We start from the raw sequence: 24132 nt of genomic DNA, 5'->3' as shown, positions 1-24132 counted from the left end.
GTGTTGATCTATTAAGGGTTAAAAAAACCAGCTTAATGATTAACCAGCAAGTTGAGCTACGAATGGATTCGCAAAGGTGAAGAACAGTGCGATACCAACGCCGATCATTGTTACGGCGTCAAGAAGACCTGCAACGATGAACATTTTAACCTGCAGCATTGGAACCATTTCTGGTTGACGAGCAGCGCCCTCCAGGAATTTACCACCTAGCAGACCAAAACCAATCGCGGTACCTAGAGCACCTAGACCGATTAGCAGAGCAACAGCAACGGCGGTTAAACCCAGTACTTGTTCCATTTTTTTCTCCCAGTTTTTCTCAAGTTGAAGTTTAAGAAATTAAATTTCAGTTTAAGGTTTTAAAGTTAAAGCAAAATCTTAGTGATCTTCGCACGCCATACTCAGGTAAACAATTGTCAACATCATGAAGATGAATGCTTGCAGAACGATTACCAGAATGTGGAAGATAGCCCAAGGCACAGAAAGCGCCCACTGAACCCAGAACGGCATAATTGCGATCAGGATGAAGATCAGCTCACCTGCGTATAAGTTACCGAATAGACGCAGTGCAAGAGAAATCGGTTTTGCAATCAGACCTACACCTTCCAGCAGGAAGTTGAAAGGCATCATCCACTTACCGAAAGGCTGTAAAGTCAGCTCACCAACGAATCCGCCTACGCCTTTCACCTTAATGCTATAGAAGATGATTAGGCAGAAGACCGATAGCGACATACCCAGCGTTGCGTTTACGTCAGTTGTAGGTACAACCTTCATATAATCAACGCCTAATGCCATAAATAGCGCAGGTAAGAAATCAACCGGAACCAAATCCATCAGGTTCATTAGGAATATCCACACGAAAATCGTCAACGCCAAAGGCGCAATCAGACTACTACGACCGTGGAAAGTATCCTTTACACTCTGATCAACGAATTCAACCAGAATTTCAACAAAGTTTTGCAGTCCACCCGGTACGCCCGTGGTAGCTTTCTTAGCTGCCGAACGGAATAACGTGATGAAAATTAAACCTAAAAAGATCGACCAACCTAGAGTATCTACATGAATCGCCCAGAAACCCATTTCAGCCGCTTCCTTAGCGCCATGAGCAAAGCCCAAGCCGTTTTCAGGATGCATACCAAAAGTTAAGTTTTGAAGGTGGTGTTGTATGTACTCGGAAGGTGTTGGATTAGCGCCTGCCATAGTCTTCCTCGAATTTTCCATTGTGGCTTGCTACTTTGCACTAGCGTTTCAACACCATCGGTGCCAACCAGTGCATCGCTTGAACCACTGCATAAGTTAAAAAGAAAGAAATTGGGTTTAAGGGGCGTACTAATGCAAACACTAAGGCAAATAATACGGCCGTTAAACCAAACTTCACGGCTTCCGCTTTATAAAAAGACCGCACGATCTCTCTTGCGGCCTGAGCACCTTGGTAGCTAAACGCTTTCCAGGCGAAATATAAATTCGGCATTGCACAAACCAACCCGCCCAATAGCGCAGAGTAGGCTGCAACGCTGTCCAGAAAGCCCCAGCACAACACTGAAACCACAATAGCGACGATGACCTGTAATCCCACAACTCGAATAACTTTGGGTCGTTTTAACTGTGCGCTTTTGGCGCCCATCTTCGCTCCTGAACTGCGTTGATCCAGATTAGCAATTTGATCAATTAAAATCTAATCGCCATACCAGACAAAATGTGACCGCAGGATTATAGGGGCAATGCCTGCCCCATTCAACTGAATTACTCACTCAAACATTGATATAAGACCAATAGATAAGTGTTGAAATACAATATGTTCTGCGCCCAGATAAAATTAGATTCAACGAATGTGAGATAAAATCCCATCTAACTCGTCTAGATTGGTATAACTGATAATCAATTTACCCTTGCCTTTCGGATGATGACGTATTTCAACCGAAGCCCCTAAACAAGCACCTAATTTTTTTTGCAGGTGTTCGATATCAGGATTGTATTTTAGTTCGCTCTTTTCTGCTTTTTCTGCAGAAGGTTGCTGAACTTTTTTCACAAAAGCTTCTGTTTGGCGTACAGACATGCCTCTTGCAGCTACTTGCCGTGCAGCCTCGCTCTGAGCTTCACTGTCTAAAGCCAGTAGAGCCCTTGCATGCCCCATCTCAATATCGCCATACTCTAACATTCTGCGTACATCATCTGGCAGCGCCAACAGCCGCAACAGATTAGTCACCGTTGAACGTGATTTACCAACAGCATCAGCTACTTGTTGCTGGGTTAGCTCAAACTCTTGCTGTAAGCGCTGAAGCGCAAAAGCCTCTTCAACCGGGTTTAAATTTTCCCGCTGAATATTTTCAATTAACGCCATAGCAATAGCTGCGTCATCAGCAACTTCACGAATAATTACGGGTACTTGCTCTAGCTCTGCTAACTGAGCTGCACGCCAACGCCGCTCACCTGCAATGATCTCAAATTGGTCTTGCTCAATCATCCGTACCACTATCGGTTGCATGATGCCTTGAACACGAATTGAGCTAGCTAAATCTTCTAATGCCTCTGGGTCCATATCTCGCCTAGGCTGATAACGACCACGACGTAGAAACTCAACAGGCAGATATTTCATCTCGCCATCTTTAGGCTTTGCATTTTGAGCGCTCGTGTCTTGTGTATTATCAAGACTTAAATTGTCAGCATTATTTGGGATTGAAGAAGCCTTCTCTAATGCGATAGGTACCACTGCGCCAGCATTCAGCTCTGTAGTTTTACTTGTACCTAATAACGCATCTAATCCGCGTCCTAAACCCCGTTTCTTTACCGACATGGGTGCTCCCAAAATTTTGCTATTGGATTGTCAATTTAAAGACAGCCTCAGCAAAGCTTGGAGTTTGCTGAGTATTCATGATTTCGCTATTGGATAAAATCAGCCTAAAGACTGATTACACTGCTTCGGAAGTCGCTGTTTTACGAATCATTTCCCCTGCTAAAGCCAAATAAGCAAGACTACCTTTAGACTTTTCATCATAAATAAGTACAGGTAAGCCATGGCTAGGCGCTTCAGCTAAGCGAACATTACGTGGAATCACAGTGTTGTATACTTTATCGCCAAAGTGGCTGAGTAACTGCTGAGAGACATCGCGAGTTAAACTATTGCGTGGATCGTACATGGTACGAATTAACCCTTCGATCTTAAGCGTTGGGTTCACTGTTTCTTTAATCTGCTCGATGGTTTGTATCAGTGATGATAGCCCCTCTAGCGCATAGTATTCACACTGTACCGGTATCACAACCCCTTGCGCAGCAGTCAATGCATTGACCGTCAGCATATTGAGTGAAGGTGGGCAGTCAATCAATATGTACTCATATTGCTCTGATAATTGTGACAGCGTGGTCTTTAAACTGAACTTGCCGTTAGGGTGCTGTAGTAACTGCACTTCGGCAGTGGTGAGATCTGCATTAGCAGGCAGTAGATCATAACCTGCAGGGTCTGTTGTAACACAGACCTGCTGAAACTCTGCCTCTCCTAGCAATAAATCACAAACAGAGTATTCACAGCTATTCTTATCCACACCGCTACCCATTGTGGCATTGCCTTGTGGATCTAAATCAATTAACAGCACTCGACGCTTAGTGGCAACAAGGGATGCCGCCAAGTTTACGCAGGTTGTGGTTTTACCCACCCCCCCTTTCTGATTGGTTACTGCTAATATTTTGGCCATGACAAAATCCTTAATGAGCCACCGCTCGTTCTAATACCACCAAATGACGCTCACCATCAGAGCCTGGTACAGCAAGGTGATGCACAGCTGAACAAGTTAGGCTAGCAGGTAGTGCAGTCAGTTCAGCCTCAGGATAAACCCCTTTCATGGCTAACCACTGTGCATCTTTAGTACCTAAATGTTCTGTCCAATGCACCATATCTTCAATCGAGCTAAAAGCTCGGCTGATGATCTGATCAAATAACTGTTCGGGCAGGAACTGTTCAACACGCTTATTCACAACTGTGATATTGTTCAGCTTTAACGCTGTCGCCGCCTGAAACTGAAAACGGCTTTTCTTGCCATTACTGTCAAGTAATGTCACAGCTAAGTCTGGACGTACAATTGCAAGGGGAATACCCGGCAAGCCACCACCTGAGCCAACATCAATACAGCGTTCAGCTTGCACATAAGGCAGAATACTTAGGCTGTCTAAGAGGTGTTTTGTTACCATCTCTGCCGGATCGCGCACTGCGGTAAGATTAATCGCTTTATTCCACTTTTCCATCAGTCGTAGATAATCCATCAGTAGTGCCTGTTGCGCTACAGTAACGGATAAACCCATTTGTTCAATGCCTTGGGCAAGCTGCCGCTCTAACATCAGTTGATTCCTTATACTTCGGCAGCTTTGGCCATTGCACGTTTTTTAATATGAATCAGCAGTAACGAAACTGCTGCGGGTGTGACCCCTGGAATACGCCCGGCTGCCGCCAAGGTTTCAGGACGCGCCTGACTGAGCTTTTGTCGGATCTCATTCGACATGCCATCAATGTGCGCATAATCTAAATCGTCCGGTAGCTTAGTGTTTTCATGGCGACGCAGTTTGTCGATCTCTTCCTGCTGACGGGTGATATACCCTGCGTATTTCACCTGAATTTGCACTTGTTCTGCAACTTGTGGATCAGATACTGCTTCACCTTTCAGTGAGGCTACATCTTGATATTCCAACTCAGGACGCTTCAACAGATCCATCAAGCTGTACTCACGAGAGATCACATGACCTGTTTTATCCACAACCTGTTGTGCTTGAGCTGAGCCAGCCTGAATCCAAGTGCTAGCCAAACGTGCGGTTTCCGCTTCAATTTGCTCTTTCTTACGAGAGAATGCCGCCCAACGTAGATCATCAATCAGACCCAACTCGCGTCCTTTTTCCGTCAAACGTAAATCAGCGTTATCCTCACGCAGAATCAAACGGTATTCCGCACGACTAGTGAACATTCGATAAGGTTCACTTGTACCTAGTGTGATGAGGTCATCGACCAATACGCCGATATAGGCTTCATCGCGACGTGGATACCAACCCTCTTTGCCTTGTGCACGTAAGCCCGCATTCAAACCTGCTAACAAGCCCTGTGCACCCGCTTCTTCATAACCTGTTGTGCCATTAATTTGGCCTGCAAAAAACAGGTTGTGGACAAATTTAGTTTCCAGCGTGTGTTTCAGATCCTGTGGATTAAAGTAATCGTATTCAATGGCATAACCCGGACGCAGAATATGAGCATTTTCCATACCCCGAATAGAGCGGATCAAATTCAGCTGCACATCAAAAGGCAAACTGGTTGAAACACCATTTGGATAGAGTTCGTGCGTGGTTAAGCCTTCAGGCTCAATAAAGACCTGATGGGAGTCTTTATCCGCAAAACGATGGATTTTATCCTCAATGGATGGGCAATAACGTGGGCCAATGCCCTCAATCACACCGGTATACATTGGCGAGCGATCAAGCCCTGCACGGATAATATCGTGAGTGCGCTCATTGGTATGAGTGATGTAGCAATTGATCTGACGTGGATGATCTTCCAGTTTGCCCATAAACGACATTACAGGTGTGGGCGTATCACCCGGCTGCGCTTCCATCACTGAAAAATCAACCGTTTTGGCATCAATACGTGGTGGTGTGCCCGTTTTTAAACGACCGACACGAAATGGCATCTCACGTAACCGATTGGCCAAGGCGATTGAGGGAGGGTCACCTGCTCGGCCACCGGAGTGTTGCTGCAAGCCGATGTGGATCACACCGCCTAAGAATGTGCCTGCGGTTAAGACAACCGTTTTGCTGTGAAAACGGATACCAGATTGCGTAACCACACCCGCAACGGTATCGCCTTCCATAATGAGATCATCAGCCGCTTGTTGGAAAATCGTCAGATTGTCTTGGTTTTCCAGAATATGTCGAATAGCGGCTTTGTACAAAATACGATCTGCTTGTGCGCGAGTCGCACGAACCGCTGGGCCTTTTCGGCCATTCAGTGTACGGAATTGGATACCGCCTTTGTCTGTCGCCAGCGCCATTGCGCCACCTAGGGCGTCAATTTCTTTCACCAGATGACTTTTGCCAATACCGCCAATGGCAGGGTTACAAGACATTTGACCTAGGGTCTCAATGTTATGAGTCAGTAACAGCGTCGGACAGCCCATTCTGGCTGATGCTAGCGCAGCTTCCGTTCCCGCGTGTCCTCCACCAATCACAATGACATCAAAGCGGGTTGGATAATCCACAGTACACCTCTTTCAAACCGTTCATGCAAAAAGGACACAAGTATATACCTAGTGTCTGAAATGAGAAGTAGCAGACTTCTTGCCAACATGAAGATTTTTTACACAGGGCTAACAATAACAATTAAATTAATAATCTTTATTAAAGATAAATATTGTTGTTATTAATGGTGTGGATAAAAAGTGTGGATAACTGCTTCAAAGCATGATTATAGACACCTTTCAAGTTGTGGCTAACCCATTGAACTACCCGTAACAAAACTTAGGAGAAGCAGGGTAAAGGCTGTGCATAAAGGCATGACTTATACACAGTGCAAATAAAGCCCAAGTTATGCATAGCCTTTAGCTAAGATTATACGGCTGTTATACCAACTGATTTTATTGAAAATTTTTCTTAAATTAAGTGAAAATTTCGGGTCAAAAATAGTCATGACGCATTTTCAAAGAAAAAACCTGAAGATAAGAGAGTAAATCAGGTGCACTAGGAGAGGCAGGAAGATTCATAGCAAGAGAGGAAGTATAGAAATGATAGGCGTAAAAAAACCTCGCTGTAAAAAACAGCGAGGTGTTTTTTTTAAAGCCTGCTGGGATTAATCCGCTTTAGGCGGACGCTCTCCACGAGGCTTATCAGAGCGAGGACGGTCTCCACGAGGCCTATCACCACGAGGGCGGTCGCCTCTTGGACGATCACCGCGCGGCTTGTCACCACGAGGACGGTCTCCACCGCGTGGGCGTTGCTCACGTGGTTGCTCAGGACCATTGTCAATGCTGATATTCATCGGCACCTGACGTACACGGGTTTTTTGCAGATGATTCATCACATCTGCAGGCATACCTTCTGGCAGTTCAACCGTACTGAATTGGTCGTATAAACGAATGTTACCGATATACTTACTTTCAATACCGGCTTCGTTTGCGATAGCGCCAACGATATCACCCGGTTGTAGGCCTTCATTACGGCCTACTTCGATACGATAGCGAACGAAGTTCACATCTGTTGGGCGCTCACGACGAGGACGACGTTCGCCCCCGCGCTCACCACCACGGTCTGAACGGTCATCACGACGGTCATCGCGCTCACGACGTGGGGCAATCTCTTCAGGCGGCAGAATCAATGGACGTTTCTTCTGAACCTTCCAAGCCAGTGCAGCAGCAACATCTTCAAGGCTTAGCTCATTTTCTTTGGCTAACTCTTGTACCATGTTGCGGAAGAAATCCATGTCAGCGCCAACGCTGCCAATCATCTCAACTACACTTTCTTTAAACTGTTTAACTCGCTGCTCTGCTACCATTTCACGGGTAGGCAGATCCATACGGGTAATTTCTTGACGGGTTGCGCGCTCAATGGCACGTAACAGGCCACGCTCACGTGGTGTCACGAACAGAATCGCTTCACCTGTACGACCTGCACGGCCAGTACGGCCAATACGGTGTACATAAGCTTCTGTATCGTATGGAATGTCGTAGTTAATTACGTGAGTAATACGCTCAACATCTAAACCACGCGCCGCAACGTCTGTTGCAATCACGATATCCAGCTTACGATTTTTAAGCTGATTAACGGTACGCTCACGTAGGGCTTGGTTCATGTCGCCATTTAAAGCAGAAGCACTGTAACCACGCGCTTCTAACTTCTCAGCCAACTCAACCGTTGCTGTTTTGGTACGTACGAAAATAATCGCCGCATCAAAAGGCTCGGTTTCCATGATACGAGTCAGCGCGTCCATTTTATGAACGCCACTCACCATCCAGTAACGCTGGCTGATGGTATCAACGGTTGAAGTTTTAGCCGCAATGCGAATCTCTTGTGCACCTTGCAGGTGACGACGCGCCACTTTACGGATCTCATCCGGCATCGTCGCAGAGAACAATGCAACCTGACGAGGATGTGGGACTTTTTCTAAAATCCAATCCACATCATCAATAAAGCCCATCTTCAGCATTTCGTCCGCTTCGTCTAAAACGATCGCTTTGATGGTGGCGGTATTGAGAGATTCACGACGCAAGTGATCCATCACACGACCCGGAGTACCCACAATCACTTGTGGTCCACGGCTCAGTTGTTTTAACTGAAGTGTCATGCTGTGACCGCCATAAATAGGCAGTACGTGGAAGCCTGGTATATCACGGGCATAGCTTTGGAAAGCTTCAGCCACTTGGATTGCCAGTTCACGCGTTGGTGTTAACACCAAAACTTGAGGGCTTTTCTGTTTGATATCAATACGTGCCAATAGCGGCAGCGCAAAAGCAGCTGTTTTACCAGTACCTGTTTGTGCTTGGCCTAATAAACTATCGCCATTTAGCAGTACCGGAATACTGGCTGCTTGAATAGGAGATGGAGATTCATAGCCAAGGTCCTTCACACTTTTAACAAGTGATGCAGGAAGACCTAACTCTTCAAAGCTAGGTACGATTTCTTCTGATGACATTCAAGGGTTACCTGAGTCGTTGGAGTATATTCAAATGACGGAACCCTAGACATCTCATCCATTGCTTACCGAAACCATAAAGAACGGCTTTCAATACAAAATATAGGGTTCCATTCAGGCTGTTATAGCCTAATCCCGTGTGGCAGGGACGCACTGTGCGTAAGGGCTCTTCACCGAGCAGATTCATGAACAGAATCGGAAAAAGCAGTTGTCTTCTACCCTGAGGGGCAAGCATTGTGCCTGTAAATGACAATAAAATCCAATTTTGTTTCGTAAATAAACGCTAAATTGCCTAGATTCTAGTTGTAACATCCTACCGCCTCTCAAAGATTAGCTTATTTGTGGCACCTAGGTGGATATAATTCAGTTTTAGCCCTTCATTGTGATGTCTCATCCATGTCTGTACTTTTAGATCGCTTCCAACAAATCGATGATCTACTTTGGCAATATCAACACTATTGGCAGCTCCAACCTTTTCATCACCGCCACATCGGCTGGAAGATTCAGCACCCTGAGTTAACAGAGGCTCTGCTGGCGCTCGGTGATGATGCCTTACAAGCATTTTATCAACAGCCCATTACTCAACTAGCAGAGTGGTTAAGCCCTTGGCTGCCAGATGCGCCAAATCTAGTTTCACTGACTGAGTTAACCGTTCAACCTCTGCTAGCTCAAACAGAAAATTCTGAAGAGAAGCGTTTATCCCAAGGTATTCCTGGTCGTAAATGGCAGCAAATTCAGCAGTTTGCCCAACAAGTGCCCAAAACAGATACCCTATTAGAGTGGTGTGCAGGTAAAGGCCATCTTGGCCGATTATTGGCTTTTCAAGGTAAGGGCAAAGTACAAAGCCTTGAATGGCAAGCGCAGCTTTGCGAGCAAGGCCAACAACAAGCCGATCACTGGCAACTGCCGCAACGTTTGATACATGGAGATGCATTTTCGGATGATGCGGCGCATTTACTGCAACACAATCAATGCGCGGTGGCGCTGCATGCCTGCGGCGATCTGCATAACACTCTGATTCAACACAGTGTGCATAGCAACATAGAAAGTTTGCTAATTAGCCCATGCTGTTATCACCTCACTCAAGACGAACCCTATCAAGCCTTATCAAAAGCAGCCCAACACTCTGCCCTTCAACTCAGCAAACAGGATTTAAAGCTCCCTTTGCAAGAAACCGTCACAGGCGGCAATAGAATCAGCAAATTAAGAGATACTGAGCTGCACTGGCGCATGGCGTTTGACGAACTACAAAGGATTTTACTTCAAAGTAATCAGTATATGCCGTTGCCGACGCTGCCCAAAAAACTACTAACTGGAGACTTTAGCGAGTTTACTACTTGGGCTCTTCATAATCGTAAGATTAATCAGGTTGTGGATAAAGCAAAGCTTGAACAAGCATTACAAGCGGGTGCTATTCGAGTAAAACAAGTGCGTAGAATGGAGCTAGTACAACATATATTCAGACGCCCTCTAGAACTTTGGCTGGTGTTAGATCGAGCTTTAGTACTGGAAGAAGCTGGGTTTCACGTGGAACTCTCAACCTTTTGTGATAAACAACTTAGCCCACGTAATATATTGATCAAAGCCCGAAGGTAAAAATTGAACAGAACTGACCATTCACACAACTCGGCTGTTTAACACACCAAAGCGGTTTAGTATCAAAAGCAAAACAACAATAAGAGATGGAAACCTATGCAACCCTTTGGCAATTTTCAACCGAAGAACCCTGACTACGTTGTCGAAGTACAGCGTGTACTCACCAGTGCGCCTTTTATTCAGCAGCTAGGCCTAAAAGCTCAACAGATTAGCCCGGGATTGTGCTACAGCAGTTTAGATATTCGGGAGGATCACCAACAACAAGACGGTTTTGTGCATGCGGGTGTACAAGCGACTCTTTGTGATCATACCGCAGGCGCCGCTGGCGTAACCTTGATTGCCGAAGGTAAAAGAGTGCTCACCGCAGAGTTTAAAATTAACCTACTACGCCCCGCTTCAGGACGGCGCTTAATCTGCCAATCCGCTGTATTAAAACCGGGTAACACCCTGATTATTGCGGAATCGATGCTATTTGCCTTACCACAGGAAGAGAGTCCAGAAACCGAGTGGTCGTTAGTAGCAAAAGCAACGGTTACTCTAGCAGTGGTTTGATTCCCTCGCAGTTGAGGCGGTGAAAAATGCCTCAACTGTTTAATTTTTTCTGCTCAGCACGCACATTGATTAAGTTACCCACAAGCATCAGCAATGCGCCCGCCAAAAGCCAAATGTCCACCGACTCTTGGTAGAGCAGATAACCCACCACCATAATCAACGGCAAACGCATAAAATCCATTGGTACGACAACGGTGGCGTCTGCCAGTTTAAACGCACGGGTCATACAATAATGTGCACTCATGGCGGTGATTCCTACCAAGAGTATCCACGGCATCATCGCCCATGAGGGGCTTTTCCAGTCCATCAAACTTGGAACTAAACCAAAAGGTAACTGCATCAACGTCATATAAAATAAAATGGTCAATGGTGCATCAGTGCCTGATAGGGATTTGGTCTGAATATAAGAAAAGGCATAGCCAAGCGCACCAGCTAATACCGCCAAGGCCGCAGGGTTAAGCGCCTCCGTTGAAGGTCTTAAGATCAGTAACAGGCCAATTACGCCCAAAACCAAAGCGGTGATTCGAGCTGTGGATAGTTTTTCACCTAAAAGAAAAAATGCAAACAAAGCGGTCCAGATCGGGGTAGTAAACTCAATGGCAATCACCTCAGCCAAGGAGAGATAAGCCAAACCATAAAACCAGCCATACTGCCCGCCAAAGTGAGCAATGTTGCGCAACCAATGCCGTGTGAGATGCTGGGTTTTCAGTAGATGAACGCCACTGTGTGCCACCAAAATACCGATCAGCACCACACCGATAACACTGCGAAAAAATAGAATTTGGAAAGTGGTGTAGTCTGCTGAAAGCTCTCGACCAGACACCGCCATTGCCATAAACGACAGCAGTGCCCCTATCATCCAAAATGCCGCAGTGACTGGTGCGCTAAATCTCATATTTATGTTATCCACATCCCAATGATGGCATCATTTACCGATACAGAACGAGCCAAAAATCTTGCCTAGCAGATCATCAGCACTGATCTGTCCGGTAATCTCGCCTAATGCAGTTTGTGCCATGCGCAGATCTTCTGCTAATAGCTCACCCGCCCCCATTGTCATCAGTTGGTAATGGCCGTTGTTGAGGTACTCTTCCGCTTGGTCTAAGGCATCAATATGTCGGCGGCGGGCACTGAAGCCCCCTTCGGTGCCTCCGGTATAACCCATCACCTGTTTAAGGTGCTGTTTTAGGTTATCCACACCCAGCCCAGATTTCGCACAAAGCCGAACCACGGGAGTGGATGTGGATAAATCAATACCTGCTTGCTCTTGGCTTTGGTCGATTTTATTACGAATCACGCTGATCCGCGCAGAAGGCGGCAAACGATCAACAAAGTCAGGCCAAATGAGATGAGGATCTGTGGCCTCGGTTGTGGTGCTGTCGACCATGAGCAATACACGGTCTGCTTTGTTTATTTCATCCCATGCCCGCTGTACACCGATCTGTTCCACCTGATCAGGGGTTTCCCGTAGACCTGCGGTATCAATAATATGCAGTGGCATCCCGTCGATGTGGATATGTTCACGCAACACATCACGGGTTGTACCAGCTATATCGGTGACGATGGCGCTATCTCGACCTGAAAGGGCGTTCAATAAGCTCGACTTACCCGCGTTAGGACGACCTGCAATCACTACGGTCATCCCTTCTTGCATCAGGGCACCTTGGCTGGCGTTTTGTCTCACTGCACTCAGCTGTTGCTGAATCTGTTCCAAGTCATTCAGCACTTTGCCATCGGCCAGAAAGTCGATCTCCTCCTCTGGGAAATCGATTGCAGCCTCAACATAGATGCGCAAGTGGGTAAGTTGATCCACCAGTTGATGCACTTGTTTAGAAAACTCGCCCTGCAAAGAGCGCACAGCATTACGCGCGGCTTGTTCTGACACGCTGTCGATCAGATCAGCAATGGCCTCAGCCTGTGCCAAATCGAGTTTATCGTTCAGAAATGCGCGCTCTGAAAACTCGCCTGGACGCGCCATACGCACACCGCAGGCTAAAACCCGCTTCAGTAATAGATCAATAATGACTGGGCCACCGTGACCTTGCAGCTCTAAAACATCTTCACCCGTAAAGGAGTTCGGGCCAGGAAAATAGAGCGCAATCCCCTCATCCAAAACCGGCTTACTGCCATTCTGTTCTTCATCGTAGAAAGGGCCATAGTGGGCATAACGAGCTTTAGGGAGATGGCCTAATATCTGTCGAGCCACTTCAGCGGCTTTTGTGCCTGACACTCGCACAATACCGACACCGCCACGACCTGTCGGGGTGGCTTGTGCTGCAATGGTGTCGAGATCAGTACTGGTCATGGTCGGCTCCTGCTTAGGCTGAAAAAGGTCTGAGTGAGTTGAATAAATAATAGTCGCTTCTGTTAAAACGCAAAAAGCCCCCGCAGGGGCTTTTTGTTAGGCCAATGATCCGTTAGGACTTGATCGGCCCAGCATTTTTCTCAATGTTTTTAGTGATCACGTACTGCTGTGCAATCGACAACACGTTGTTCACAATCCAGTAGATCACCAGACCAGACGGGAACCATAAGAAGAATACCGTGAACACCAGCGGCAGTGCTTTCATCAGCTTAGCCTGCATTGGGTCCGGCGGTGTTGGGTTCAACAGTTGCTGAACAAACATCGACGCGCCCATGATGATTGGTAGCACGAAGTAAGGATCCTTCATTGACAAGTCAGTGATCCACAACATAAATGGCGCATGGCGCAGTTCAACACTTTCCATCAACATCCAGTACAGTGCGATAAACACGGGCATCTGGATCAGAATAGGTAAACAGCCACCAATCGGGTTGATCTTCTCTTTCTTGTACAGCTCCATCATCGCCTGAGACATCTTCTGACGATCATCACCATAACGCTCTTTCATGCGTTGTAGCTCTGGGCCCACACGGCGCATATTGGCCATTGAGCGATAAGAAGAAGCTGACAGGTGGAAGAAAGAGGCTTTCACCAATACGGTCAAGAAGATAATCGACCAACCCCAGTTGCCCACAAAGCCATGAATCAGATCCAACAGCAGGAACAAAGGTTGTGCGATAAACCACAGCCAACCGAAGTCAACAGTTAACTCAAGGTGTGGTGCAGTCGCTTCCAGTTGATCTTTATATTTAGGCCCCACAAAAAGCTTGGCTGAAACTGTTGCTTGTTCACCCGGCTGTACAAGGGTTTCACCGCTGGTAAAGCCCACAATATTTTGGTGTTGGGCGTTAGCACGGGTACTGAACACTTGTTTGCTATCTTGTTCAGGTACCCAAGCACTGACAAAGTAGTGTTGGATAATAGCAGCCCAACCACCAATCGTTTCACGGCGGTACTGCTTTTCCTGAATATTATCAAAGGTGATTTTTTCATAGTTCTCTTCTGTTGAAGAGAATGCAGCCCCCAGATAAGACTGCATACCCATACCTTCACTTTGTGATGGATCAGGGGTGTTATCACGTTTGAGCTGAGCAAAAAGATAACCTTTCCATACCTCGCTGCCTTTGTTGTTGATCAGGTAGCTGACCTTCACCGCATATTGGCCGCGTTGGAAAGTAAAACGCTTAGTAATCTCTGCACCGCTGTCTTGTACAAAAACAAGATCAACATTTAATTCATCTTGTCCTTGCGCCAGTTCAAACAGTGTTTTATCAGCACTATAAACTGGACGACCTTGTTTAGAGGCATCAGGGCCGTTAGTACCTGCTAAACCACTTTGCGCCACATACACTCGATTCGCATTTTGCTCCAGAAGAACAAAAGGCACATCAGCTACATCAGCATGGTATTTATGTTCTGGCAGTGCGGCATAAACAACATCACCGCCTTTAGGATCAATACGCAGATCTAAAACATCTGTACGCACTTCAATCAGACTTTTGCTGACTACTGTGTTTTCGGTTGCTTCAGTGGCGACTGCATTTTTTGGGATGTCATCGCTGGATACTGTGCCATTGGCTGAAGGTGCTGATGAAGGCAGAACATTTTGTGCCACAGGTGCATTTGCCTGTGGACCATAGTCCTGATTCCATTGAACCACCATCAGATAAGACACTAAAGCCAGCGAGACGATCAGAATTAAACGTTTCACGTCCATGGGTATGCTCTTACCGGATTCGTGTTAAAAAAAGAGATGCTATTTTGAGGGCGGATAAGCAAAGTGGCAACCCGTACCTTGGCAAATATTGCCAAATAAGCGGTTGATTTGTCTTTATTACTTAGTCTTTGGTCTGGCTTTCAGCAGAATGACTGGTCTGAAACTTGCGACTTAGCTTCTCTAAACGCTTCCAGGCGTAAGTCAGTTGCTCAACATAATCTTCTGAACTGACCTCTGCTAAACCTTTTTTGGTCAGCAAGACGATATCAAGTGCAGGTAATTGATGCTGATTTAATCTGAAAGCTTCACGGGTTAGGCGACGAATACGATTACGATCAACCGCACGACGAAGATTTTTCTTCGCGAGTACTAAACCGATACGAGCATGAGGGAGGGCATTGGGTCTAGCAAGAATCAGAAAACAACGACCATGTACTTTGATCTGGGCGTCGTCAAAAACGGATCGGTAATCCCCAGCAGATAACAAACGTACCTGCCGAGGAAACCCGTAACTGGTCATTAAGCCTAAGCTAGCCAGTTATTAAGCAGAAAGACGAGCGCGACCACGTGCACGACGACGTGCAATTAGCTTACGACCGTTCTTTGTTGCCATACGAGCACGGAAACCGTGATTACGTTTGCGTTTTAGAACGCTAGGTTGAAAAGTTCTTTTCATGACTGTTTATCCCACACTTTCACTTACGAAATGGCGCAGAAAGTGCGCCTAGTCTTAGATCAGGGGCGGAATTCTAGAGAATAAATTGCAAGACTTCAAACCATTCTTCGAAAAAAGGGTGTGAATAAGTGAAATAACTGGAAATGGTGCTTTTTTGATCAACGAAGAAACCTATCAAATTTTTGAGCAGAAATGGTCAATCGACAAACTTATACCCACAGATAAATAAAAGAAATAAGATCTTAAATATATAAAAAGAGATAATAGATGTTATGTTTATTGGATAAGCTTAATTCTGTGGATAAGTGTAATGAGCCTAGTATTAATAAGCTCTTCAGCATTGTATAAATAATCGGATGAATTGCCATAAGACTGTCAGATTGCTGAGCAACTGCTGTGGACAAAAAAGCAGTTTATACACAGGGCAAATTATGCACTGAAATTGAAGGGTAGTTCAACTGGACTGGACGACCTAGTTATCCACAGTAAAAATTAAGCAAAAAAACGATAAATCTCAGGCTGGATGTGGATAACTTAAGGGTGAAGGGCTAAAATGCTGTCTTTGCTTTTTTCTTCGGGGATGTGCTGTGTCTGTAACTCTATGGCAGAAATGTTTGGGCTATCTGCAAGATGAACTACCATCACAACAGTTTAATACTTGGATTCGGCCACTTCAGGTTGAGACTGAAGGCCAAAGCTTAAAGCTGTTGGCGCCGAACCGGTTTGTTTTGCAGTGGGTGTCAGATAAATATTTGACTAGAATTGCAGAGTTGCTAAATGAGCTGAGCAATCAGCAACCACCACAACTTATTCTAGAGATAGGCAGCAAACGTTCTGCTTCTAATCCACAGGTATTAAATCGCTCGGTAACTCCGCCAGGGGTAATTGTGCGTACAGCATCCCCAAAACCGAATTTTATCTCTGAACCTGAATACCAAGCTTCAAATCAGAATGAACAACAAGGCGAGTTAGTTGAAGAAAGGGTAATAGAACAGCCTGAAGTACATATCACCCATGCACCTGCAATTATTACTCATTCTGGCAAATCAGAACCTCGTAATGTACAGGTTGATGGCGCTTTAAAACATCAGCGCGCTTTAAACTCCAACTTCACGTTTGAAACCTTTGTTGAGGGTAAATCAAACCAGCTAGCACGTGCGGCCTCTCGACAAGTGGCTGAAAACCCTGGTGGTGCCTATAACCCTCTCTTTTTATATGGTGGTGTGGGCTTGGGTAAAACGCACTTAATGCATGCTGTCGGTAATTATCTCGTACAGCAAAACCCAAATGCTAAAGTGATGTATTTGCACTCTGAACGCTTTGTTGCCGATATGGTAAAAGCACTACAACTGAATGCGATTAACGACTTTAAGCGCCTTTATCGCAGCGTAGATGCCTTACTGATTGATGATATTCAGTTTTTTGCGGGTAAAGAACGCTCACAAGAAGAGTTTTTCCACACCTTTAATGCCTTGCTTGAGGGTGGTCAGCAGATGATTCTAACCAGTGACCGCTACCCTAAAGAGATTAGCGGCATGGAAGAGCGTTTAAAATCTCGTTTTGGTTGGGGCTTAACTGTTGCCATTGATCCACCAGAGCTTGAAACCCGTGTGGCTATTTTGAAGAAAAAAGCCGATCAAGCGCGGGTATTATTACCCGATGATGCCGCTTTCTTTATTGCCCAAAAAGTGCGCTCTAACGTACGAGAGTTAGAGGGGGCTTTGAAAAAAGTTATCGCAGATTCTCACTTCCGTGGTCAACCGATCACCACCGAGTTTATTCGTGAATCGCTGCGTGACTTATTTGCGGTGCAAGATAAACAAGTGGGTATCGACAATATTCAGCGTACTGTTGCCGAGTATTACAGCATCAAACTACCCGATCTGCTTTCAAAGCGTCGTAGCCGCTCGGTGGCAAGGCCTCGACAAGTAGCGATGGCACTGGCTAAAGAGTTGACGAATCACAGCTTGCCAGAGATTGGAGATGCCTTTGGCGGTCGTGATCACACCACAGTGCTACACGCTTGTCGAAAAGTAAAAGAGTTGCAGGAAGAGAATGCTGAAATTAGAGAAGATTATAAAAATCTACTGCGGGCATTAACCAGCTGATTGATCGCTTCACGCGTGACCCTATAAACGAAATTTGTTACCTGTTTACGGAATTATTAACACATGAAATTCTCTATCTCCCGTGAGGCTTTATTACGTCCATTACAGCTTTTGAATGGCGTAGTGGAACGTCGCCAAACCTTACCTGTTTTATCCAATGTTTTAGTGGTAGCAGATCAGCAAGGTTTATCGTTAACAGGTACTGATTTAGAAGTAGAGATTGTCAGCCACCTTGCACTGGAACAGATTGAAACCGCAGGCGCAATCACCGTACCTGCCCGTAAACTGTTTGATATCTGTAAATCACTACCTGATCAAAGTCAGATTGAGTTTTCGGTTCAAGATCAAAAAGTGCATATCCGTGCAGGTCGAAGCCGTTTCTCATTAGCCACCTTACCCGCAGCAGAATTCCCTAAAGTAGAAGAAAGCCAGCAAGATTTATCATTCAGTCTGACTCAGGGGCAGTTTAAACGTCTACTGGATCGCACGGCATTTGCCATGGCGCAGCAAGATGTACGTTATTATCTGAACGGTATGCTATTAGAGCTTTCACCGGGTTTGTTACGTAGCGTTGCCACTGATGGGCACCGCCTAGCGACTTGCTCTTTGCCACTAGCCCATGAATCTGCCAGTACTATTCGCGCCATCGTACCGCACAAAGGTATTGTGGGCTTAGGTCGTTTGTTTGATGACTCCGACACCCCTGTACAGGTGGTGTTAGGTAGCAATCACATCCGCATTAAAACCGGAGACTATATTTTCACCTCGAAATTGGTCGATGGTAAGTTTCCAGAATATGAACGCGTCATTCCACGCAACGGTAATAAAGTCATTGTGACCAACCGTTTACAACTGCGTGAAGTGTTACACCGTGCCTCTATTCTTTCCAATGAAAAATACCGTGGCGTTCGTTTGACTTTAAGTGACGGCAACTTACAAGTGACGGCCAATAACCCTGAGCAAGAAGAAGCTGAAGAAAATATCAGCATTGAGTATCAGGGTGCCGCGTTAGAGATTGGTTTCAACGTGACCTACATGATTGATGTATTAGATGTACTGAGCAACGAACAAGTACAGCTTACAGTATCCGATCCGAATAGCAGTGCGTTGGTAGAAGAGTTTGGTGAAAAGGGTGATTCACTCTATGTCGTGATGCCTATGCGTTTGTAGACGCTCTGCTATTTTAAGAACAAAGAGGGCATCCAGTGTTACGTTTTGATTGGTCAAGCGTATTGAATGGGTGCCCTTTTTTTTATTTAAGACATCAATGAATTATGAAAGCTGTGGCTGAAAAGGTTAGCTATTACTCATTCATTTTTGTTTTAGCCAGCTATTTTATTGCCGTTTAGTAATAATATTAGAGTTAAGGATTGATTCGTGCCTATACCAAAGCTAAATCTGGGGTCTATTGAGTCGTTATCTAAGATTTTAGGGGATACGTCCGAAGGTATCACTGGCAGTGAAATAACCACATTTCTTGATGCGTGTGATATAGACGATCCTTGCCTAAGCTCTACAAAATGGCGACGCCTCTACGACTCGCTTAGAATGAAACAGGAAGCTGATCGTTGTGCAAATAACGTTATTGGATTCGTCCAACATGTAATGCTGCCTGCAAGATATTTTGATAATCACGCTTGGTTTGAAGTCACTCGGCAGAAACTTAATAAGGTACTCTGCTTTGAGGGTTTGGAGCTTGAAGAAGATGGAGTTGTCCGAGAGGTATCTAAGGTCAGTACTTTATCTGAGGCGGCAGAGCGTGCGACAAAGCTAAAAAATAATCTCTTGGTAAGAAAGGTGCATTCAGACGTACTCATGTTCTGCAAGGAAGAGCTATTAGTCGATAATTACTTTCATGCAGTTTTCGAAGCGACTAAAAGTATTGCGGATAAAATTCGAAAGAAAACAGGCCTAACGCTTGATGGAGCCGCACTGGTTGATGAGGCTTTTTCTTTTAAAGGTAAAGTACCGCACTTGGCATTGAGTTCACTTGAAACAGAAAGCCAACAAAGTGAGCAGAAGGGCTTTTGTAACTTACTCAAAGGAGTCTTTGGTACCTTTAGAAATACTACAGCGCATATGCCGAAAATAATTTGGAAGATTGATGAACAGGATGCACTTGATATCTTATCTACAGTGTCTTTGATTCACCGGAGGCTTGATGGTGCCATTGAGGCTAAAAAGATGTACATGGGAAAGTCTTAATCATATTTAACGACTAGGAGCATTCAGAATGCATATCAAAATCAGACCAGAACAACCTGAGGATGCTCAATGCATTGATGAGCTGACTGTTGCGGCATTTCTTGAAGCTCCACACACGGATCATACGGAACAGTTTATTGTTAGAGCGCTTCGCAACTCGAATGCTTTGTCAGTCTCTCTTATTGCGGAAGATAACGGGTATATCGTTGGTCATGTTGCGCTATCTCCCGTTGTGATTTCTGATGGCTCAGATCACTGGTATGGTTTAGGCCCACTCTCTGTTCTCCCAAACTGTCAAAATAAAGGTATCGGGTCAAAGCTCATGGAGGCGGCTATTCAAGCGCTAGACCAAATAGGGGCGTATGGTTGCGTGTTACTCGGTGATCCTTGCTACTATCACCGCTTTGGATTTTCTCCTAAAGAGGGACTCATGCTTTCAGGCGTACCTGCTGAGTATTTTCAAGCTTTAGTGATTCAAGGTGATGTGCCTCAGGGTGAAGTGTCTTATCATGAGTCTTTTTTAGCTAAGGATTAATTGGTCAAAGCTGCTAGTGCTAGGACAGTGGATACCCCTTTCATTGCAATGGTTGCCTGTTGTGATCCTTATGAATCCCATTTGATCAGGGCTGCTCACCAGCGCCTCCTCTGAGTTTTGCCATGACCCTACGTCGTTTAGATATTTCGCAATTCAGAAACCTTTCTGGTGTCAAAATTAAACCCAACACAGGGGTGAATTTACTGACGGGCGATAATGGTGCTGGCAAAACTTCTGTACTAGAGGCGATCAGCGTTTTATCCGTTGGTCGCTCATTTCGCGCCAGTCGCACCTCTGCCATTATTCAGTTTGATCAAGCCCATTACACCTTGTTTGCAGAGGTGTTTAATCCGCTGGCGCAGCTGCAACCCATAGTGCCTATTGGTATCTCTAGAAATAAAGATAACGAGCAACAGATTCGTATCTCAGGTCAGCAGGCGCGATCTGCGGCGCAGCTAGCAGAGTTGCTGCCTGTTCAACTTATTAACTCTGATTCTTTTCAGTTACTTGAAGGCTCGCCTAAAGTACGTCGACAGTTTTTAGACTGGGGTGTGTTTCACGTGGAACCCCAGTTTTTTTCCTTATGGCAAGCCAGTCAAAAAGCACTGAAACAACGGAATAAGTTACTGAAATATGGTAAAATGCATGCCGTTCAACAACTGGATATTTGGGATCAAGCCCTAGCGAGCTACGCTGAGCAGATTGACCAACTTCGCCAAGCCTATGTTGAAAAGTTAATACCTGAGTTTGAGCAAACCTTGGCCGAGCTGACATTTTCCGATGTAATCAGTGTCAGCTATTATCGGGGCTGGGATCGACAGACCGATTGCTTAAGCGCTTTGCAAGATAACCGTTCGCGAGATTTAGCGCTGGGGTTTACTCAGGCAGGCCCGCATCGGGCAGATCTTCGGATCAGAGTTAATAAATTGCTGGCGGTTGATGTACTCTCCCGAGGCCAGCAAAAATTAGTGGTATGCGCTCTACTTCTGGCACAAGGTAAATTGTTGCAAAAGCTCACGGGTAAACAGTGCGTTTATCTAGTGGATGATTTACCCGCAGAACTGGATTTAGAACACCGCAAATATTTATGCCGGGTGCTGGAAAAGATGCAGTGCCAGGTTTTTATCACCAGTGTGGATCAGGACGCTTTAGCCGAATGTTGGTCAGAGCACACACCTTTAAGCCTGTTTCACGTGGAACATGGCAAGGTGACGCCTACACACAGGTCGTGACAAACAGGAACAGGATATGAGCGAACAATCATACGATTCATCCAGCATTAAGGTTTTAAAAGGTCTAGATGCGGTTCGTAAGCGTCCCGGGATGTATATCGGCGATACGGATGATGGCAGTGGCTTACACCACATGGTGTTTGAGCTAGTCGATAACTCCATCGACGAAGCCTTAGCAGGACACTGTAGCGATATTAAAGTGACGATTCACCCAGACGAGTCGGTAACGGTTTCAGATGATGGGCGTGGTATTCCTGTTGATATCCATGAAGAGGAAGGGGTATCAGCCGCAGAAGTGATCATGACCGTACTGCACGCAGGCGGTAAGTTCGATGATAACACCTATAAAGTGTCGGGTGGTTTGCACGGCGTAGGGGTTTCAGTTGTAAACGCCCTGTCAGAAGAGTTGACGCTGACTATCTGGCGTAACGGTAAGGTGCATGAGCAGGTCTATCGTCACGGTGTACCACAAGAGCCTTTAAAAATTATTGGTGAAACTACCAAAACGGGTACAGAAGCGCGTTTTCGTCCCTCTCCTGAAACCTTCACCAATATTGAGTTCCACTACGATATTCTTGCCAAGCGTTTGCGTGAACTGTCGTTTTTAAACTCTGGTGTCAGTATTACGCTGTTAGATGAGCGCTCTGGTCGTACTGACAACTTCAAATATGAAGGTGGTCTGCGCGCATTTGTTGAGTATCTCAATCAAAATAAAACTGCGCTGAATACCGTATTCCACTTTAATGCACAGCGGGAAGATGGCGTGGGTGTTGAAGTGGCTTTGCAGTGGAATGACACTTACCAAGAAAATATTTTTTGCTTCACCAACAATATTCCGCAGCGTGATGGCGGTACTCACTTGGCTGGTTTCCGTGCGGCATTAACCCGTACTTTGAACAGCTATATTGAGCAAGAAGCGAAAAACAAAAAAGAGAAAGTCAGCACCACAGGTGATGATGCCCGTGAAGGTTTAACCGCAATTGTGTCGGTTAAAGTACCTGATCCTAAATTCTCTTCGCAAACCAAAGACAAGTTGGTTTCTTCAGAAGTGAAATCGGCTGTTGAACAGGAGATGGGCCGTTTATTTGCTGACCATCTGCTAGAGAATCCGAATGAAGCTAAGGCAATCGTCAATAAGATGATTGATGCGGCTCGCGCCCGTGAAGCTGCACGTAAAGCCCGTGAGATGACCCGTCGTAAAGGTGCGTTAGATATTGCAGGCTTACCGGGTAAGCTGGCGGATTGCCAAGAGAAAGATCCTGCGCTTTCAGAACTCTACCTAGTGGAGGGTGACTCTGCGGGTGGTTCTGCCAAGCAAGGCCGTGACCGCAAAACCCAAGCAATTTTGCCTTTGAAAGGTAAAATTCTAAACGTTGAGAAAGCGCGCTTTGACAAGATGTTGTCCTCTGCGGAAGTGGGCACGTTGATCACTGCAATGGGTTGTGGCATTGGTCGTGAAGAGTTCAATCCTGATAAGTTGCGTTATCACTCCATCATCATCATGACCGATGCTGATGTGGATGGTTCGCACATCCGTACTCTGCTGTTGACCTTCTTCTTCCGTCAGATGCCAGAGTTGATTGAGCGCGGTCATATCTTTATTGCACAGCCACCGTTGTACAAAATTAAACGTGGTAAGCATGAGCAGTATTTAAAAGATGAGCCAGCTCTAGACGAATATCTCACGCAAACAGCCTTAGATGGTGCAGCACTCTATGTGAATCCTGAGGCACCGGGTATTGGTGGTGAAAGCTTAGGCCAGTTGGTATCAGATTTTCGTGATGTACAGCGCCGTATTCAGCGTCTGAATCGCGTTTATCCTGTGACTATTATGCAGCAGCTGATTGATATGCCTGTGATGGACGAGGCTGGATTAACCGATCAAAATCAAGTGCAAGCTTGGGTTGATCAGTTGCAATCTGTCTTGGAAGTGGGTGCAGGTCGTCACCCTGCGATGCGCTTTGAATGGCGTGTTGTATTAGATCAAGAGCGCAGTGTTTATCTACCAGAAGTGACGGTAGTTGCCCATGGCGTGCCAACTGAATACCGTTTTGCTTTAGACTTCTTCAAATCTCAAGACTATAAAGCGATAGCGAAACTGGCTCGTAATCTTGATGGCCTATTGGAAGAGGGTGCCTTTATTCAGCGCGGTGAGCGTAAGAAAGAAGTAGCACACTTTACTGATGTATTAGATTGGTTGGTAAATGAAGCGAAGCGAGGCTTCTCGATTCAGCGCTATAAAGGTCTAGGCGAGATGAACCCTGATCAGCTGTGGGAAACCACCATGAATCAAGAGTCTCGTCGTATGTTGCGCGTGACCATTGAGGATGCGATTGCAGCCGACCAGATCTTCACCACATTGATGGGTGATGATGTAGAGCCGCGTCGTGACTTTATTGAAACCAATGCTCTGACAGTGGCGAACTTAGACGTTTAAGTTTGTACCTGCTATAAACGAAAAATGCGCCTTGGTGATAAAACCAAGGCGCATTTTTT

The 24132-nt window shown here is 45.7% G+C and carries 21 protein-coding genes; 8 read left to right on the top strand and 13 right to left on the bottom strand.

The window, feature by feature from the left end; genetic code table 11:
* Positions 1-39 precede the first annotated feature (39 nt).
* The 8 genes from atpE to B5D26_RS06170 all read right to left on the bottom strand — a co-directional run bounded on the left by atpE (position 40) and on the right by B5D26_RS06170 (position 8650).
* The gene (atpE, locus tag B5D26_RS06205) at positions 40-297 is read right to left on the bottom strand and encodes a F0F1 ATP synthase subunit C (protein WP_028299499.1); all 258 of its coding nucleotides are present in this window, start codon (positions 295-297) and stop codon (positions 40-42) included.
* Between the two features lie 78 nt (positions 298-375).
* Positions 376-1197: a F0F1 ATP synthase subunit A gene (gene atpB / locus B5D26_RS06200; RefSeq protein ID WP_078744864.1), complete on the bottom strand. Its 822-nt coding sequence runs from the start codon at positions 1195-1197 to the stop codon at positions 376-378.
* Between the two features lie 40 nt (positions 1198-1237).
* Positions 1238-1621: a F0F1 ATP synthase subunit I gene (locus tag B5D26_RS06195; RefSeq protein ID WP_078744863.1), complete on the bottom strand. Its 384-nt coding sequence runs from the start codon at positions 1619-1621 to the stop codon at positions 1238-1240.
* Positions 1622-1819: 198 nt separating this feature from the next.
* Positions 1820-2791 carry a ParB/RepB/Spo0J family partition protein gene (locus tag B5D26_RS06190; protein ID WP_078744862.1) on the bottom strand — a complete coding sequence of 324 codons (972 nt, stop codon included), beginning with the start codon at positions 2789-2791 and terminating at the stop codon, positions 1820-1822.
* Positions 2792-2906: 115 nt separating this feature from the next.
* Entirely contained in the window at positions 2907-3686 is a 780-nt protein-coding gene (locus tag B5D26_RS06185; protein ID WP_078744861.1) for a ParA family protein, read from the bottom strand.
* A 10-nt stretch (positions 3687-3696) separates the two neighbouring features.
* The gene (rsmG, locus tag B5D26_RS06180) at positions 3697-4326 is read right to left on the bottom strand and encodes a 16S rRNA (guanine(527)-N(7))-methyltransferase RsmG (RefSeq protein ID WP_078744860.1); all 630 of its coding nucleotides are present in this window, start codon (positions 4324-4326) and stop codon (positions 3697-3699) included.
* A gap of 11 nt (positions 4327-4337) precedes the next feature.
* Positions 4338-6224: a tRNA uridine-5-carboxymethylaminomethyl(34) synthesis enzyme MnmG gene (mnmG, locus tag B5D26_RS06175; protein ID WP_078744859.1), complete on the bottom strand. Its 1887-nt coding sequence runs from the start codon at positions 6222-6224 to the stop codon at positions 4338-4340.
* Between the two features lie 587 nt (positions 6225-6811).
* The gene (locus B5D26_RS06170) at positions 6812-8650 is read right to left on the bottom strand and encodes a DEAD/DEAH box helicase (RefSeq protein WP_078744858.1); all 1839 of its coding nucleotides are present in this window, start codon (positions 8648-8650) and stop codon (positions 6812-6814) included.
* 396 nt (positions 8651-9046) lie between these two features.
* Here B5D26_RS06170 and B5D26_RS06165 point away from each other — a divergent pair, with 396 nt between their 5' ends.
* Together B5D26_RS06165 and B5D26_RS06160 are read left to right on the top strand one after the other, a co-directional pair.
* Positions 9047-10246, top strand: a complete 1200-nt coding sequence (locus B5D26_RS06165; RefSeq protein ID WP_078744857.1) for a methyltransferase — start codon at positions 9047-9049, stop codon at positions 10244-10246.
* Between the two features lie 96 nt (positions 10247-10342).
* Complete coding sequence (locus B5D26_RS06160; protein WP_078744856.1) at positions 10343-10798, top strand: PaaI family thioesterase; 456 nt, start codon at positions 10343-10345, stop codon at positions 10796-10798.
* Between the two features lie 31 nt (positions 10799-10829).
* Here the strand turns inward: B5D26_RS06160 and B5D26_RS06155 are convergent, their stop codons facing one another.
* From B5D26_RS06155 to rpmH, 5 genes are all read right to left on the bottom strand, one after another.
* Positions 10830-11693: a DMT family transporter gene (locus tag B5D26_RS06155; RefSeq protein WP_139776619.1), complete on the bottom strand. Its 864-nt coding sequence runs from the start codon at positions 11691-11693 to the stop codon at positions 10830-10832.
* Positions 11694-11723: 30 nt separating this feature from the next.
* Positions 11724-13103: a tRNA uridine-5-carboxymethylaminomethyl(34) synthesis GTPase MnmE gene (gene mnmE, locus B5D26_RS06150; RefSeq protein ID WP_078744854.1), complete on the bottom strand. Its 1380-nt coding sequence runs from the start codon at positions 13101-13103 to the stop codon at positions 11724-11726.
* 112 nt (positions 13104-13215) lie between these two features.
* A complete protein-coding gene (gene yidC, locus B5D26_RS06145; protein WP_078744853.1) occupies positions 13216-14880 on the bottom strand; it encodes a membrane protein insertase YidC in 1665 nt (554 codons plus the stop codon).
* Between the two features lie 121 nt (positions 14881-15001).
* On the bottom strand, positions 15002-15400 hold the full coding sequence (rnpA, locus tag B5D26_RS06140) for a ribonuclease P protein component (RefSeq protein WP_078744852.1): 399 nt from the start codon (positions 15398-15400) through the stop codon (positions 15002-15004).
* A 21-nt stretch (positions 15401-15421) separates the two neighbouring features.
* The gene (gene rpmH, locus B5D26_RS06135; RefSeq protein ID WP_078744851.1) at positions 15422-15556 is read right to left on the bottom strand and encodes a 50S ribosomal protein L34; all 135 of its coding nucleotides are present in this window, start codon (positions 15554-15556) and stop codon (positions 15422-15424) included.
* Positions 15557-16143: 587 nt separating this feature from the next.
* Between rpmH and dnaA the strand changes: the two genes are divergently transcribed.
* The 6 genes from dnaA (at position 16144) to gyrB (ending at position 24073) form a co-directional block, all read left to right on the top strand.
* A complete protein-coding gene (gene dnaA / locus B5D26_RS06130; RefSeq protein ID WP_078744850.1) occupies positions 16144-17664 on the top strand; it encodes a chromosomal replication initiator protein DnaA in 1521 nt (506 codons plus the stop codon).
* Positions 17665-17727: 63 nt separating this feature from the next.
* Positions 17728-18834 (top strand): DNA polymerase III subunit beta, encoded by a 1107-nt coding sequence (gene dnaN, locus B5D26_RS06125; RefSeq protein ID WP_078744849.1) that lies wholly within the window; start codon positions 17728-17730, stop codon positions 18832-18834.
* A gap of 207 nt (positions 18835-19041) precedes the next feature.
* Positions 19042-19869 (top strand): TIGR02391 family protein, encoded by an 828-nt coding sequence (locus B5D26_RS06120; protein ID WP_078744848.1) that lies wholly within the window; start codon positions 19042-19044, stop codon positions 19867-19869.
* A gap of 28 nt (positions 19870-19897) precedes the next feature.
* Positions 19898-20404 carry a GNAT family N-acetyltransferase gene (locus tag B5D26_RS06115; protein WP_078744847.1) on the top strand — a complete coding sequence of 169 codons (507 nt, stop codon included), beginning with the start codon at positions 19898-19900 and terminating at the stop codon, positions 20402-20404.
* A 122-nt stretch (positions 20405-20526) separates the two neighbouring features.
* Positions 20527-21636 (top strand): DNA replication/repair protein RecF, encoded by a 1110-nt coding sequence (gene recF / locus B5D26_RS06110; RefSeq protein ID WP_078744846.1) that lies wholly within the window; start codon positions 20527-20529, stop codon positions 21634-21636.
* A 16-nt stretch (positions 21637-21652) separates the two neighbouring features.
* Positions 21653-24073 carry a DNA topoisomerase (ATP-hydrolyzing) subunit B gene (gene gyrB, locus B5D26_RS06105; protein WP_078744845.1) on the top strand — a complete coding sequence of 807 codons (2421 nt, stop codon included), beginning with the start codon at positions 21653-21655 and terminating at the stop codon, positions 24071-24073.
* Positions 24074-24132: the final 59 nt, after the last annotated feature.

The organism is Oceanospirillum multiglobuliferum (assembly GCF_900167095.1).
Taxonomy (GTDB): Bacteria; Pseudomonadota; Gammaproteobacteria; order Pseudomonadales; family Halomonadaceae; genus Oceanospirillum; species Oceanospirillum multiglobuliferum.
The sequence above is the reverse complement of the archived record's forward strand: the minus strand, read 5'-3'. Positions and strand labels throughout refer to the sequence as shown.